This is a genomic window from Riemerella anatipestifer ATCC 11845 = DSM 15868 (assembly GCF_000252855.1).
Taxonomy (GTDB): Bacteria; Bacteroidota; Bacteroidia; order Flavobacteriales; family Weeksellaceae; genus Riemerella; species Riemerella anatipestifera.
On sequence record NC_017045.1, the window covers coordinates 85,553 to 100,974 of the forward strand.

Consider the following 15,422-nt stretch of genomic DNA (forward strand, 5'->3'; position numbering starts at 1 on the left):
CATATTTTATGAAAAAATCACTAGCTTTTTTATCAGCTGTAGTATTACTTACAGCGTGTAATAGAAACGAAGACTACACTCCAAAAGGAGATTACGAAAATGGCTTTTTTATTTTGAATGAAGGCTATTTCGGTCAGAACAATGGGAGTTTAGATTATGTTTCTTATGGTTTTTCTAATACAGAAGAAAAGGTTTATCAGAAGGTAAACAGCGAAGCTCTAGGAGATACGCCACAGTCTTCTTACCGAAATGGAGACGACCTTTACATTGTTGTTAATAACAGCAATAAATTGGTAAAAGTGAACAGATACGCGATGAAGAAACAAGCCGAAGTAACCACAGGGCTTAAGAACCCTAGATATATGACGGTAGTTAATGGTAAACTTTACATTACCAACTGGGGCGAAGGTCTTGATAATACAGACGACTATATATTGGTGCTAGATGCAGCCACTTTAAAAGAAGTCGCTAAAATATCGGTAGATTATGGCGTAGAGAAGATATTCTCGTTCCAAAACAAGATTTATGCATTGCTAGAAGGGGGGTGGGGCAAAAATAACAAACTAGCCGTTATCAATCCGTCTAGCAATGTGGTGGAAAAATATTACACTATTGGTTATAATCCTAATGGTTATTTAGTAGAGGATAACAAAGTGCTTATTACTTGTAAGGGAGATGGCTTTTACGATGCTAGTGCTAACTGGGCTTACACTAGCACGGTGGACGGTAGCATTTGGACGCTTACAGCCTCTGGAGTAGAAAAAACTTACGATTGGGCTCAAACTCCTGACAAAAAGGAAAGTATTCAAGAAATTGTGAAGGTTAATCAGTCTTATTTCTTCTTAGTAGATGGCAAACTACACAAGGCAGCAGTAGGCTCTGACCTTACTAAGAGTACCCAAGTTTCCGAAACTTCTTTCTATAGATTATCTAAACTAGATGAGGTTTTTGCAGTAGGGTTAGACGGCAGAAATGCTAAGGCTTTATTCTTTAACGAAGCAGGTTTACAGAAAACCATTTCTACAGGGCTTTATCCTAACAGCGTAGTGGAGTAGTTAAGGGAGCTTATTTCTTTTCACTCGGTCTATAGCGAGGTTGAGCTCGTTGCCTAGGAGTATGAGGATAATGTTGAGATTAACCCAAATCATCGCTAAAATAATAGTTCCTATTGAGCCATAGAGTACATTGTATCTGGCGAAATTTGTAGCGTAGAAGATAAATCCATAGGTAATGAGTACAAATAATAAGGTGGTGAGTACTGCTCCAGGAACGGCAGACAGCCACCTTTTCACTTTAACGCACCCTACCCAGTAGAAAAGACTTAACAAAATAAAATAAAATAACGGGAATGAGATAAACCCAATAATTTTAGATAGATTAACAATAAGCCAGTTGAGATTGTATTTAGGCGTGAATAGTTTAAGCACCACTTCGGAGTAGTAAATCCCAAAAAGAGAGAGAAATATCAAGGTCACAAAGGCTAGAGTAACTAAGATAGAAATGGTGTATTCTCTGATGAAAGTCCTTTTGGAGTCGGTATTTTCATTAAACCCATTGATGAGGGAAAATGTACCATTAGTAGCAAACACCAAAGCAAAAAGTATGGTAAGTTTGCTAATGCTTTTCATATTGGGGATAATGCTGTTCTGTATGTACTCTGTAACATCGTGCAGCATATGTGTGGGGAGTATATTAGCCATAAATACCTCGAAAATATAGAATTGGAGTTTATCATAATGAGGCATATAAGGCAAAATGGATAGTAAAAACAGCAGGAATGGGAAAATACTCAAAAAGAAGCTCCACGAAATACTAGCGGCTTGTTTTACCACATTATTTTTAAATACCCCTTGCCCGTAGATTTCAAACATCTTCCACAAAGAAATTTCTAAAACAGGAAGGTGGATAGAATCTAAAAAGCGGTGAATTTTTAAAAGAAATTTAGGGGTCTTTAACGCCATTAAATCTATATTTGTACCGCAAATATATTAAAAATAAATCTTTTGCTTATGCAGTTCAAATTGATATGTATCGGAAAAACAGACCAAAAGGAAATGCAAAACCTCATTAGTTACTATCATAAAAGGCTACCCAAATACTATAATTTTGACATCGTAGAGCTTCCAGATATTAAAAACGCCAAAAACCTCACCCCAGAAGTGATTAAAAAAGAGGAAGCCAAACTATTTTTCAACCATATAGAAAGTACGGATACCATTATCTTGTTGGACGAGAAGGGCAAGCAGTTCACCAGTAGGGCTTTTTCGGAGCAAATCCATCATTATATGAATGCGTCTATTAAGCGGGTGTGTTTCTTGATAGGCGGGGCGTATGGCTTTTCGGAAGAGATTTACCAACGAGCCAACGATAAACTTGCTCTTTCTAAAATGACCTTTACCCACCAGATGATAAGACTATTCTTTGTAGAACAAATCTACCGTGCAGACCAAATCTTACAAGGCAAACCTTATCATAACGATTGAGGTATAGTTTTTTGAGTTTGTTTATTTGATGAGAATTTCTTCACTGTTTAGTTTTAGTATGGATTTAATTATTTGTAAAATGACCTTAAATAAAAGAAAAAAAATATAATTTAAACATTGTTTAATAATTTTTTAATATTAAGTATGTAATGCATTGTTTAAAAAGTAGTATATTTGTGCCCCTTAAAATACAGTTATGAGAAAATTTTATTGTTTGTTGATTCCTTTGCTGGTGCTTTTCTCTTTTGCTAGTCTCAGAGGGGAGTGTCTTTCGGGGGATGTGAATGCGAGCTATTCAGTTGTAGCTAACACGTGTGCGTCTAACGGAAGTGTAACGGTTAATCTTAACCAATATACTAATGTAAGGTTAGAGTTATTAAAAGATAACTTTGTGCTAAGTGTGGTGGAGATGACTGGAGCTTCTCATACTTTTGAGCGCTTGGCAGCTGGGGCATATCAGGTAAAAGCTACTTGTGTTAATGACTTGAGTAGAGTATACTTTGTTAATGATGTCCAAGTAACAGAGAACTATGTGTCAATGACAGGAGCTGATGTTTCTGTTTCAGGTGTGTGTGGAAGTTTTAAAACGGGAGGAACACTAACAGTGGATGGCGTTACAGGAGGTACAGCACCATATACCTATTCTTTTTATAAGAGTGATGACCCTGCTTATGATGATTCCCTAAGCAATTATACCACCAGCAATACAATGGAGGTAGGTGCTTTTGGTAATTATCAGATCAGAATAAAAGATGCGTGTGGTAATTATATAACAGTTACAAGAGAAGTTAAAGCTTCTTTACCACCAATAGAACTTTGGTTTAATGTCTTGCGTTCTGCTTGTGGGGAAATATCTTTGTCAGGAGTTACGGCTTATGATGCTATTACTAAAGGGGGAATTAATTTTGAAACATTCTTAGCTAGTACGGGGATTAAACTTAAAATACAGCATGATGGTTCATCGGGAACCGTAGTTTATGATGGAATTTTCAAGGGGGAAACTCTTACTTTTGCAGAATCTTCCACTGGGAAATACCTTGTAACTACAGTAAATGCGTGTGGTGAGCAGTATCAATACATTCTAGATTATAAAATTCAGTTAACACCTGAAATTTCAGCTAATCTATCATCACAGGGATGCCCACCTAGCGAAAGTCTTACGCTATTGATAAGTTCTACCAGAGGATTTATGTATCCAGTTGAATATAGTGTTGTCAATCAAGCATCTGGCGAGGTGGTAGGGACAGGTGTGTTTAATAATTATGGAGAAACAGTATCACTAAATGTACCTGTAGGATCATATAAGATTACTCATACAGATGCCTGTGGGGTATATTCGGAAAGGATATTAGATAATCCTAAAAATACAGCACCTTCATTGGCTATTACTCATAGTCTTAATTCTGTATGTGGTATAATACCGCCTCTTACACAAACAGGTGGGCAACAAATTTATGTAGGCTTTAGAGGATATGTTCCAGATTTAGATAATGCTACTTTAACTATTGTCAGTGGACCTAGTAATGTTGGGGTAAAGGCGGTTAGACTACAAGCGAATAGGTATGGATGGACCAATGTGCTTTCAGGTAATTATGTTATCTCGGTAGAATCTTGTGGAGTGATAACCAATTACAATATTACAGTAAGAGATAATAGAAATACATTGAGGCAATCTTTGTCTTCACAAGGAACTTCAGTATGTTCGGGTGGAGGAAATATTACATCTACAAAAATTTATAATGGAGGTTATTCATCTACAGTACAATTATTAGCGGCAGATAATCCAAATGTAGTATTACAAGAAAATGCAACGGGTAATTTTAGTAATTTACCAGCAGGCACATATATAACGAGAATGAAAATAACAATGCCATCGTGGTGTACAGACTATAATTATTATGTTCCAGGTAGTACTATTACTTTGACAGGAGCAGCCTCGGGACCTAGAGTTTCTGTTCTTGCAACTACTTGTGAGATAGATAATGTAGCTAGAGGTACAGCTTATTTAAGCCTTTCAGGGGTAATGCCATACACAATAAGATACAAAGAAAGTGGGACAGCTACTTGGACTGTTGTAACAAATGTTTCTGTGTCCAAATATACTATAGAGAACTTAATACCTAATAAAACTTATGATGTTAATATCACTGATGCTTGTGGTAGTTCTTTAGATGCAGGATTTAATGTTGGAGTAATTGCTGATTATCTCATAGAAAATCCTGTTCATCCATGCATAGGTTCTCCCTATACTCTAGTTGGGAAAGAATTTCCAGGAGCTACCTATGAATGGATTAATCCATCGGGAACAGTAGTGTCTACAACTAAAGATTATGCAATAGCAAGTTATAATTCTTCTTATGATGGTACTTATAAGCTGAAGATGACTTGGGATGGGTGTGTTGTCAGAACAATGGAGATATCGGTATATTCTACATTATGTGGAGGTCCTATTAGTCAGGCTAGTATTTCGGGGTATGTATTTAACGATTTAAATGGATTAGATGATAATACTGTAAATGGAACGGGTATAGGAGTAGCAGATGGAACACAACTTTATATAACAGCTTATACCGCTGATGAAAACGGAGAAAATGGAACTATTATTACTACAGTAAAAGTGAATTCCGATGGATCTTATACTATTCCAGGGTTGGTTTCAGGCAGATTTTATAAGTTGATAGTAACGACTAATCCTCTTGGAGCGGAAGACTCTACCTCTTCTTTACCTAGTGGATGGGTATCTACAGGAGAAAATATAGGTGTAGGAGTAGGTAATGATGGAAAAGTGGATGGACAATTGGTGGTTTATTCGCTTAGTGAGGATAATGCTAATTTTGGTATTAGAAAAGAGTTCTGTTTTAAGCCTGCTAATGTTTCAGGAGTGGCATTAGATTCTCATTTTGGAGTTACAACCTTGGGAAGAGCAGGCGATAATGGAGTAGGGAATAACTGGCCAATGGAGCGTAAAGGTGCTCACATGGTTTTAGAAGGTAAAGAAGTTGGTTTTGTTTTGAATAGAGTTAACCCTTCAGATATACAAAATCCTGTTGAGGGAATGTTGGTTTATGATACTGTTAAGGACTGTATAAGTTTATATGATGGTAGTAGCTGGAGATGTTTGACTAAGAAAGGATGTCCAGATTTGTAAACTATAAAAAATAATCAAAATGAGAAAAACGATAACAATTATAGGATTGCTTTCTTCTACTTTGGCATTTAGTCAAGTTATACTAGGGGAAGGGAAAACAGAACCAAGTTCTTCTTCAATATCTTTAGAATTTGGGAATGAGAGTAAAGGAATTGTATTGCCTTGGGTTAATAACTCTACTACAATGAGTAATGCAGTGAGTGGAACTTTAGTCCTGGATGTAACTGATAGAAAGGTAAAAGTTAAGTTAAATAAAGGTTGGCAGGAAGTAACACCTGCGTCTACAGTATTTATAAATACGGTTCTTCAAGATGGTATACAGGATAAAACGACTACTGGAGCAGTTATAGGAGGAGATGGTAATTCTTCTACTCCAGGAGTTTTGGTTTTAGAAGATACTAATAAAGCAATGCGATTACCTATGGTTGCATCTCCTCATTTGAATATTATTAAACCTGCTGCAGGAATGTTAGCTTACGATACAGTGTCAAAGTTAGTGTGTATATACAATGGTAGCGAATGGGCATTTTGGAAACCTGAATAATTCCCAATTAATAAATTTTATACGCGACAGGCTATCCTATATTTAGGATAGCCTTTTTTGTTGGAAAATATATTAGTACTCCATTTTTCTTAGTTTTTTGTTGGTAAGTCCTACTATAAGGGCAATGGCTAAAGTCATACTTCCCCCAAATATTACAGAACGCACCACGCCTAGAAGTTTAGCGGCTAGACCACTTTCAAATTGCCCCATCTCGTTACTAGACATAATGAAGATAGAATTAACGCTTAGAACTCTACCTCTTATTTTGTCAGGGGTTTTTAGTTGTACTATCGTCCCTCTTATCACTACAGAAATACCGTCTAACATACCGCTAAGCATCAAGAAAAAGAACGAAAGCCAGTAGAGTTTAGACAATCCAAAACCAATGATGCACAATCCAAAACCAGCCACCGCCACCAATAGTATTTTACCTTGATTTCTCCTCAACGGAATAAATGAAAGCAAAATAATAATACACATAGACCCAATATCAGATGCCGCATTAAGTAGCCCAAAGCCTTCGGCTCCTACTTTAAGAATATCACTAGCATAGACGGGTATCATCGCTACCGCTCCACCAAACAAAACCGCAAACATATCCAAGCATAAAGCTCCCAATATTTCTTTGGTTTTATAGATGTAGGTAAGTCCTTCACGCATACTTTCTAGCACCTTTACTTCTTTTTTATTGTACTCGGAATATTGCGGTTTTAATTGCCAAAAGAATACAGACGCTAAGGTCATCAGACTTACAATAACTACAAGCGTCCATTTAATAGTAATAAGTGCAATTAAAAAGCCTCCTAACGCGTGTCCAAATACTGAAGAAGTAAGGAATGTTGCCTGATTTAGGGTAACAGCATTGGCTAAGTTTTCCTTTTTTACCATTTTAGGTATCATAGAAGGGACTAATGGTCCTATAAAAGCACGGCAAATCCCTGTTAGAAATATCACTGCATAGATGAAATAAGAAATCTGGTGTCCTGTGAGATGATAAGAGTTTTCTAAGAACGCCAAAGCGACTAATGTACTAATGAGAACCACATAAACATAATTGCAGATAAGTAGCATTCGTTTTTTTTCGTTCATATCTATTACATAGCCTGCGTATAGGGCAGTAGATACGGCAGGGATAACCTCCGAAAGTCCGATGAACCCAATAGAAAGAGGGTCTTTGGTAAGCTGATAAACCCACCAACCTAGAAGCGTGGCTAACATTCTGAACGCCAAAATAAGAAAAAACCTACCAAATAGAAGGTGTCTAAACTCGATGTTTTTTAAAGTTTTTAGAGGCTCTAGGTTCATAAGGTGAATGCTGTTGTTTTCTTTAGATTATATGGTTCATTAAAAAGTCGGCTATTTTTCTATCGTTGGCAAGCCTAGGGATTTTGTTTTGCCCACCAAGTTTCCCTTCGGATTTAGCATACTCGTGGAATGCGTTTCGTTTCAGCCTACTGATTTTAAGCGGTTGTAATACCTTACCCTCTATCAAATCATCATAATAGGTATTCCTTGCTCTTAGCTCTTGGTCTAGGGTCAATCTAAAGGCTTCTAAATCTTCGGGTTCTTTTTCAAACTCAATGAACCATTCGTGGTAAGGTAGCTCGTTGTTGGGAGGAGTTACTTGTGGTGCAAGATGAAACTCCGTAATTTGAGCATAGTGCTGAGCCACGGTAGATTTCATAGCTTCTTCCACTTCATAAGCGATGACGTGCTCGCCAAATGCAGAGGTATAGTGTTTGGTTCTGCCACTTACTAAAATACGGTAAGGGTTTTTAGAAATAAACCTCACTACATCTCCAATAGAATACGCCCACAACCCAGAGTTGGTGGTGAGAATCATAGCATAATCTTGGTTGAGTTCAATATCCTTTAAAGTCAAGCGAGGAGCGTTGGGTTTGCCGTATTGCTCCAATGGTACAAACTCGTAGAAAATCCCATTGTTGGTGAGTAGTCTTAAACCTTCTTTAGTATAATCGTCCTGAAACGCAAAAAAGCCTTCACTAGCAGGGAAGGTCTGTACAATATCTACAGAACCACCAAGGAGTTCCTCCATTTTTTCTCGGTAAGGTTCATAGTTTACGCCGCCAGTTACGATAAGTTGTAAGTTAGGGAATAGTTGTTTTATTTTCTTATGGTGTCTTTCTACCAAAATTTCAAAATACATAATGAGCCAAGGCGGAATCCCAGAAATGAGTGTCATATTTTGGGTTTCAGTTTCATCAGCAATTTTATTGACTTTGGTTTCCCAATCTTCTATACAGTTGGTTTCGTAGCTCGGGAGTCTATTTTTTTGCAGATATTTAGGGATATGGTGAGCTACAATGCCCGAGAGTCGTCCTGTTTTAATCCCATTAACCTCCTCCAATTCAGGGGAACCTTGTAAGAAAATCATTTTACCATTTACAAAATCGGCATTATTCTTTTTCGCAATATAATGAAACAGAGCCGACTGTGCCGCTTTGATTTGGTAAGGCATTCCTTCTTTAGAAATAGGGATATATTTGGCTCCAGAGGTAGTACCAGAAGTCTTAGCAAAATATTCGGGTGTATCCGTCCAAAGTATGTTGGCTTGTCCTCTTTTTACCTTTTCTATATAGGGTTTAAGGTCTTCGTAATCCGCAATAGGAACTTGATTTTGAAAGTCCTCTAAAGTTTTGATTTCGTCAAAGTTGTGGCTTCTGCCAAACAGGGTCTTTTCTGCTGTTTTTACTAAATTTCTCCATAAAGCCTCTTGGTGTTCAATCGCTTTAGATTGGTCTAGTGTGGCTTGTTGAGTGTGTTTCTTCGCCCAAACGAGAGCGGCTTTCTTTTTAATCCATTTTAACATAGAGCAAAGATAAGATTTTGTTACTAACTAAGAATAACTCGTGGTATAGATTTAACCAGTCAATAAGGCTAATTGAAAATAAAGAGGTCTAAAACTTTCAGAACCCTAAAAAAATTCCGAAATTAGCCACTTTAAAATCAACATAAATTTATCAGAATGGAAGAACAAAATATTTTAGATTGTGTAATTATAGGTTCAGGACCTGCAGGATATACCGCTGCAATTTACGCCGCTAGAGCGGATTTAAAACCAGAGTTATTCACAGGATTAGAGCCAGGTGGACAATTAACTACCACTACAGAGGTAGAAAATTTCCCAGGTTATCCTAACGGTATCACAGGACCAGAAATGATGATGGACTTACAGAAACAAGCAGAAAGGTTTGAAACTAAAGTCCATTACGAAATGATTACCAGTGTGGAATTTTCTAAAGAGGTAGGTGGTATTCATAAACTATCCACAGGAAGTAGAGAGATTTTGGCTAGAACGGTAATTATATCTACAGGTGCTACCGCTAAATACTTAGGACTAGACGATGAAAAGAAATACTCTGGTGGAGGCGTTTCTGCGTGTGCTACCTGCGATGGGTTCTTTTATAAAGGGAAAGATGTTATTGTAGTAGGAGCGGGAGATACAGCGGCAGAAGAAGCTACTTATCTAGCCAATATTTGTAACAAGGTAACAATGTTAGTAAGAAAAGACCACTTTAGAGCTTCTAAAGTAATGGCACAAAGAGTGGAAAAAACACCAAATATTGAAGTAAAATATAACCACGAACTCATCGGTATCAAAGGTGAAAATAATCTAGTAGAGCGTGCAGTGGTCATCAATAACCAAACGCAAGAAACCTCTGAAATTGAAGTTCACGGGATATTCATTGCCATAGGACACAAACCTAATACTGATGTATTTAAAGGTCAAATCAACCTAGACGAAAACGGCTACATTATCACCGAAGGCAAGTCGTCTAAAACCAATCTTCCAGGAGTATTTGCGGCAGGAGATGTGCAAGACCACATTTACCGTCAGGCAATTACTGCCGCAGGAAGTGGTTGTATGGCAGACATAGATGCCGAAAGATATTTAGGGGAATTAAAAGGATAATCATTAAAAAGCGGAGCGGAAATAGGTTCTATTTTTTAGGAGCTATTTCCCGCTGTCCGCTCATACTCCTCGTTTTGCCGCTCCACTTCGTTCCGCGGCTTCACTGCGGGGTATCCGCTTCCATCGGGGCTAGTTTCAGCACTCGTTATATACAAAATGAAAACAATACTATATATATTCATAGGCGGAGGATTAGGAAGTGTATTTCGCTTCCTTGTTTCTCGTTATACCGCTCAGTTTTTCAAATTAGGGACTTTTCCTATGGGGACATTGGTGGTTAATGTATTGGGTTGTTTTTTTATTGGGCTGTTAAGCAACTCTCTTATGAAACAAGAATCTGATATTATTAGATATTTATTTATAGTGGGGCTGTGCGGAGGTTTTACTACATTTTCTACTTTTTCCTACGAGAACCTTGTGTTATGGCAAAATCAGGATTATGTAACTCTTTTTAGCTATGTGGTGGCAAGTTTAGTATTAGGATTTTGGGCAGTTTATTTAGGATTTAAAGTAGGGTAGTCTAAATTTTTATTATTGATAAATAGTAATTTATACTATTTTGGAGTTGAAAGTGAATGTAAAATTTGTGTATAATTAAAAATAGTTATATATTTGCACCACTAAAAACAACGATAGAGTTGTTAAGGAGAGATGGCAGAGCGGTCGAATGCGGCGGTCTTGAAAACCGTTGACTGTAACAGGTCCGGGGGTTCGAATCCCTCTCTCTCCGCAAAAAGGAGTTAAGCCGTTGTAAATCAACGGTTTTGCTTTATAAAACAGGTCTTAAAGCACAAAAGTGCACAAATTCCATTTCCGCTACCCCTAATGTCCAACACTTTAATTTGGACGAAATGGAAAATTATTGGACTAATCCCAAAGTGAAACATTACCCCTTAGAAACAGGTAAGGATTGGTATGTTTGGTTTCGATTTAACGGAGGTAATCCCATTAGAGTAAAGCAAGGGCTTAATCAGATTCCAGAATTTGAGGAAAGGCTGCAAGAGGCTTATGCAATGGCAGATGTCATAAGAGAAAGGCTAGAGAGTGGTTGGGTTCCTCAAAGTGCTAAAGTGAGGGTAAAAAGGATAAATCTTATAGATGCCGTTATATTTGGCTTTGAGGAAAAAAAGAAAACTCTTTCAAAAAATAGTATTGATAATTTTAGAAGCTCTGTCAATTTCTTTATTGAAGCGGTCAAGGAGTTGAAATATCACAGAATGCAGGTGTCTAGTTTTGAAAGGATACAGGCTAAAGAGGTTCTGGAACATCTAAAAAATGAGAAAGGCTGGTCTAACAAGACTTACAATAAGCATCTTGGCTTTTTAAGGTCTGTTTTTCACGAAATACTTGATGCTGACTACATAAAAAGTAATCCGTTTAGGGATATTAAGAATTTAAAGGTTTTAAAAAAAGAGGCAAATGTACCTCCGACAAATGAGGAAATGAAAGCTATATCTAACGCTTTGCAGGATTACTGTTTTGGATTCTATGTATTTTGCTCCACTATCTACTATTGCGGTATCCGTCCTGCGGAATTGGTGCAAATGAAAGTGTCAATGCTAGATTTGGGCAACGAGCTTATCAATTTACCTGCTGAAATAACCAAAACAGATGCTGATAGGGTAGTACCTATAAGCGAAAACTTGAAAAGTCTATTTTCAAAATTTGACCTTTCTAACCCTCATAACTATTTGTTTGGTACCTGCGTGCCGAATGGAGGAAGACACGGTATTAAAAATAGATATTTTGAGCCCAATGAGTTCAAAGTAAAGGAAGATACAGCTAATAAACTATGGCGTAAGCTAATAAAAGACGGCTTAGGCATTGACAAAAATATGTACTCCTTGAAGCACAAAGGAGCGGATGATAAAATACTAGCAGGAATGCCTATTGAAACTATACAGGCTATATTTGGACACTCTACCCAAAAAATGACAGAGAGATACGCTAGGATAATGAAACTACAAAGATTTGAAGAGGCTAAAAAAATAAAGTTGCCTTCTTTTTAGATAAAAACCGCGGGAATTTACAAAGTTCTCGCGGTTTTTCAATTAAAAAGTTTTTTAATATCTATTTGTAGGATTTCACACCATTTTTTTAATAAAGCAACTGTTATTTCGGTCTTGCCTTTTTTATAACGGCTTATTTGGGTTTCAGATGTATTTAAAATTGGTGCCAATTCTTTAGCTGATTTTCTACTAATTAGAATTAGTTTTTCTACTTCGTTCATTAGTTGAGAGTTGATGTTGAACTTTCGTCTATATTTTTATCCTCCCAATCAAAGTAATCGGTTAGAAATTTCCAAGCATTCTTAATTACTTCTGATTCGTCAAGCCCTAGATATTCGCAATTATTCTGAACAAAAGCAATGCCCCATCTTTCATTCTTATATGTTTTCTCATCAGCTAATCTCAAGCCGTGAGCCTTAATTTGATTGAGGTTTATAAATTCTATTAGTGATAAGGCTTTCACGCAATAGACCCAAAGTCTATCGTCATTTGGAGAACCGTCTTTTATTGGCAGTTCAGCCAGTAGAAATTCTGGTGTTTTGTGGCTTAAAAAATAACTCATATCTTTGTGCTTTAATTGTTGTGCAACTGCACACCTTTAATTTTCTATTAAGCCCCAATTAAGGGGCTTTTTTAGTTAATTTTCTTATTAAAGAAAAACAGCCCTGATAAAAGGACTGTTAATACCCCACAAATAGGCGAGGTCCTAAGTGTTTTCGCGACGGAATACTCCTTATTATGAAATGATTTATAACCATTTCATAACTAATCATACATATAACATTTAGCAAAGACAATCAAATCCCTTTTCTTTTTATAACATTCTATCGTTTTTTCGAAATCCTCAACATTTCAGCGATTTCTGAATTACTTTTTTTATTTGCTATTTGACTAATTTAGCAGGTTTTAAAAGGGCTATTTCGTTGCCATTATTTCTACCACCAGAAAATTTAATGCCGTCATAACCCAATGAAATTAATTCTTTTTTAAGAATAACACCTATTTCATAATCAACAATTGTTTGAGCATTGAAATGATTCACATCTTCAAAAAGATTTTCTTTTTTTATAATATCTTCAACAGTTGTTGAGTAAGATGTTATTTCTTCTGCCAACTTTTCATTTCTTTTTTTATCTCTTTTATTTCGGTAATATGAGAAATGCAGTAAACTTTTTGAAGCAGAAAGCCTACTCTCATTATCTTTTTCAGCTAAAATTTCAGCTATTTTAATTAACTTTCTTCTATTTTCTTCTTTTCTTAGGTCTAAAAGTTTAATATCATCACTTACTTCATAAGTAAATAACCTTGTTACCTCTCCATCTTCATCATCTATTTTATACGCTTCTGCAATTTCTATCGCATCAGCATAAAAGAAAAACTCCGCTTTATTTTTATTATCAAAATTAAACCTGCGACTTTTATCTGTCACAAATTTATCTTTTGCTTTTTCAATTAAATTTTGAAATTCAACGCTGTGGTGTCTGTAAAGCCTCATTGTTATTATCTTTAATTTTCTTATGCAAATATAAGATGAATTTTTCAAATAAACAAATTTGCTAATTATTTTTAACAAATTTTAACAATTAAAAAGAAAAAGCAACGATGACTATTTCGCTGTTTTGATATTTTTTTTATCTTTGTACCTCATTAAGCACAAAAAGTGCTTAAGTTGGTATCCCTGCTTTACGACTATTTTTAACTTTATTTTAATTTTTATAGTGCAAATATAAATATACTTAAATTATTATACAAGTAAAGAGTGTTAAAAAATGTTAAATTTTATAATGGCAGTTTATTAAAGTTAATTTTATTAAAAAATAGTTAAATTTGTACGATAGAAAAAAATTAAAGTAAAGTTAAATGATAGTAAAGCAGATTCTGAAAGATAAAGGAATGACGGCAAAGGAACTCGCCGAGAGTATCGGAATGTCAGAGACTGGGCTGTCTATTGCCCTATCCGAAAAAGGAAATCCCTCTTTATCAACTCTAAAAAAAATAGCAGAAATTTTAAATGTTTCTTTGGCTGAACTATTTGGAGGAAATGGAGGCGGTATAATGGGCTTTGTGGAATACAAAGGCATTATTTATAAGATAAAATCTTTTGAAGACCTGCAAAAAATTTTAGATTTGCGAAAATAATTTTTATTAAAAAATAAAAAAATGAAAGATTTAGACTTGTCGAAACTAAAAGGAGAAGAAATAGCCCAGTGGCTATTGAATAATAAAAAAGCAACAGCTATTCAGCTGAGTTCTGAAAGAACAGATACCGATGATGGCTTTATGCATATACTCGTCCACAAAGATGAGTATGTGGAAATCATTTACTCGTATTTGAAGATAGATGAGGACGATGTGATGCAAAACTTCACTATTTACTCGAAAAGGTGGGGAAACATCGACAATTCATATTTTGAACTTCAAACATTTGAAGGAGAAATTTTCACAGGAGAATCAGACAAAATCTTGTGTGGGGTGTTAAGTCTAGGAGATTTAACAACTTTAAAATAATAATTAAAAAACTTGCTGCAAAGCAACTATTATTGTAACTTTGTTCTACATTATTTAATTTAATAATAAATTTTTTCTCATAAATTAATTTTTTTTATTGACGAAGCCGAAAAGTCAAGGATTTAAACTAATTCTGCTGCAACAGAATTAGTTTTTTGTTATTAGATAGAAATTAAACAAATTCTTAAAAAATATTCCAAAATTATTCTATACGATAAAAACCACCGTTATGGTGGTTTTGTTATCTAATATCATCATATTTAGCAGCAATTTCTGCTATTTTCTTCATAAGAATTTCTTTCTTTAAATCCCATTGTTTCATATCGTTAGGATTGCTGATAAAACATATCTCCCAAAGCACAGCACAACCTGTACCTAAATTTAATATACCCAATCTTCCGTGTCGTGTTGTACTTTCGCACTTCACGTCTCTATTTGGAATACCTAAAATTTCAGATGTGGCTTTACTGATTTCGTCAGCCATTCGGTAACTCATAGAATTTTTGTTTACAAAATCCTTCCTATTTACTAGGCATTCAGTACCTGTTGCTGTTGTAGGTCCAGCGTTGAAATGTATATCTAACAAGACAGAACCTGCCCCAGGTTTAATTCTTCTTTGAAGCTGTGTATTAGTTTCGTTGTCTCTGTCTAGTATTAGCTCATTCTTCCCATTGGGGAAATATTTAACAAATAAATTCCTAGCTTCCTTTGTCAAATCGGCTTCTTTTCGTCCATTATACACAGCACCACTATCCGCATTGTGATGTCCTGCTATGGGAAATGTTTTCAAATACAT

Annotated in this window: 16 protein-coding genes and 1 tRNA gene; 10 read left to right on the forward strand and 7 right to left on the reverse strand. The window is 35.7% G+C overall.

The window, feature by feature from the left end:
• The first annotated feature begins 8 nt into the window (after positions 1–8).
• Positions 9–1,055: a YncE family protein gene (locus tag RA0C_RS00500; protein ID WP_004917788.1), complete on the forward strand. Its 1,047-nt coding sequence runs from the start codon at positions 9–11 to the stop codon at positions 1,053–1,055.
• Here the strand turns inward: RA0C_RS00500 and RA0C_RS00505 are convergent, their stop codons facing one another.
• Entirely contained in the window at positions 1,056–1,961 is a 906-nt protein-coding gene (locus RA0C_RS00505) for a YihY/virulence factor BrkB family protein (protein ID WP_004917789.1), read from the reverse strand.
• A gap of 48 nt (positions 1,962–2,009) precedes the next feature.
• On the opposite strand from RA0C_RS00505, the gene rlmH reads away from it, so the two are divergent.
• From rlmH to RA0C_RS00520, 3 genes are all read left to right on the forward strand, one after another.
• Positions 2,010–2,483 carry a 23S rRNA (pseudouridine(1915)-N(3))-methyltransferase RlmH gene (gene rlmH, locus RA0C_RS00510; protein ID WP_004917791.1) on the forward strand — a complete coding sequence of 158 codons (474 nt, stop codon included), beginning with the start codon at positions 2,010–2,012 and terminating at the stop codon, positions 2,481–2,483.
• 196 nt (positions 2,484–2,679) lie between these two features.
• The gene (locus RA0C_RS00515) at positions 2,680–5,631 is read left to right on the forward strand and encodes a fibronectin type III domain-containing protein (protein ID WP_004917793.1); all 2,952 of its coding nucleotides are present in this window, start codon (positions 2,680–2,682) and stop codon (positions 5,629–5,631) included.
• Between the two features lie 19 nt (positions 5,632–5,650).
• Positions 5,651–6,175, forward strand: coding sequence for a hypothetical protein (locus RA0C_RS00520; RefSeq protein WP_004917795.1), 525 nt, complete (start codon positions 5,651–5,653; stop codon positions 6,173–6,175).
• Positions 6,176–6,247: 72 nt separating this feature from the next.
• Here RA0C_RS00520 and RA0C_RS00525 read toward each other — a convergent pair whose 3' ends face one another.
• Complete coding sequence (locus tag RA0C_RS00525; RefSeq protein WP_004917796.1) at positions 6,248–7,480, reverse strand: MFS transporter; 1,233 nt, start codon at positions 7,478–7,480, stop codon at positions 6,248–6,250.
• Positions 7,481–7,502: 22 nt separating this feature from the next.
• Positions 7,503–9,005, reverse strand: coding sequence for a GH3 auxin-responsive promoter family protein (locus tag RA0C_RS00530; RefSeq protein WP_004917799.1), 1,503 nt, complete (start codon positions 9,003–9,005; stop codon positions 7,503–7,505).
• Positions 9,006–9,161: 156 nt separating this feature from the next.
• Between RA0C_RS00530 and trxB the strand changes: the two genes are divergently transcribed.
• The 4 genes from trxB (at position 9,162) to RA0C_RS00550 (ending at position 12,118) form a co-directional block, all read left to right on the forward strand.
• Positions 9,162–10,109 (forward strand): thioredoxin-disulfide reductase, encoded by a 948-nt coding sequence (trxB, locus tag RA0C_RS00535; RefSeq protein ID WP_014411186.1) that lies wholly within the window; start codon positions 9,162–9,164, stop codon positions 10,107–10,109.
• A gap of 156 nt (positions 10,110–10,265) precedes the next feature.
• A complete protein-coding gene (crcB, locus tag RA0C_RS00540) occupies positions 10,266–10,628 on the forward strand; it encodes a fluoride efflux transporter CrcB (protein WP_004917802.1) in 363 nt (120 codons plus the stop codon).
• A gap of 126 nt (positions 10,629–10,754) precedes the next feature.
• A tRNA-Ser gene (locus RA0C_RS00545) sits at positions 10,755–10,839 on the forward strand.
• Positions 10,840–10,873: 34 nt separating this feature from the next.
• Positions 10,874–12,118 carry a tyrosine-type recombinase/integrase gene (locus tag RA0C_RS00550; protein ID WP_004917806.1) on the forward strand — a complete coding sequence of 415 codons (1,245 nt, stop codon included), beginning with the start codon at positions 10,874–10,876 and terminating at the stop codon, positions 12,116–12,118.
• Between the two features lie 38 nt (positions 12,119–12,156).
• Here the strand turns inward: RA0C_RS00550 and RA0C_RS00555 are convergent, their stop codons facing one another.
• The 3 genes from RA0C_RS00555 to RA0C_RS00565 form a co-directional block, all read right to left on the reverse strand.
• On the reverse strand, positions 12,157–12,339 hold the full coding sequence (locus RA0C_RS00555) for a helix-turn-helix domain-containing protein (RefSeq protein WP_004917808.1): 183 nt from the start codon (positions 12,337–12,339) through the stop codon (positions 12,157–12,159).
• A complete protein-coding gene (locus tag RA0C_RS00560; protein WP_004917809.1) occupies positions 12,339–12,680 on the reverse strand; it encodes a hypothetical protein in 342 nt (113 codons plus the stop codon). The genes RA0C_RS00555 and RA0C_RS00560 overlap by 1 nt, the downstream gene beginning before the upstream one ends.
• A 321-nt stretch (positions 12,681–13,001) precedes the next feature.
• Positions 13,002–13,613 (reverse strand): hypothetical protein, encoded by a 612-nt coding sequence (locus RA0C_RS00565; protein WP_004917811.1) that lies wholly within the window; start codon positions 13,611–13,613, stop codon positions 13,002–13,004.
• Positions 13,614–13,978: 365 nt separating this feature from the next.
• Here RA0C_RS00565 and RA0C_RS00570 point away from each other — a divergent pair, with 365 nt between their 5' ends.
• A complete protein-coding gene (locus RA0C_RS00570) occupies positions 13,979–14,257 on the forward strand; it encodes a helix-turn-helix domain-containing protein (RefSeq protein WP_004917814.1) in 279 nt (92 codons plus the stop codon).
• Positions 14,258–14,278: 21 nt separating this feature from the next.
• Positions 14,279–14,626, forward strand: a complete 348-nt coding sequence (locus tag RA0C_RS00575; protein ID WP_004917816.1) for a hypothetical protein — start codon at positions 14,279–14,281, stop codon at positions 14,624–14,626.
• Positions 14,627–14,867: 241 nt separating this feature from the next.
• Here the strand turns inward: RA0C_RS00575 and RA0C_RS00580 are convergent, their stop codons facing one another.
• Entirely contained in the window at positions 14,868–15,422 is a 555-nt protein-coding gene (locus RA0C_RS00580; RefSeq protein ID WP_004917818.1) for an N-acetylmuramoyl-L-alanine amidase, read from the reverse strand.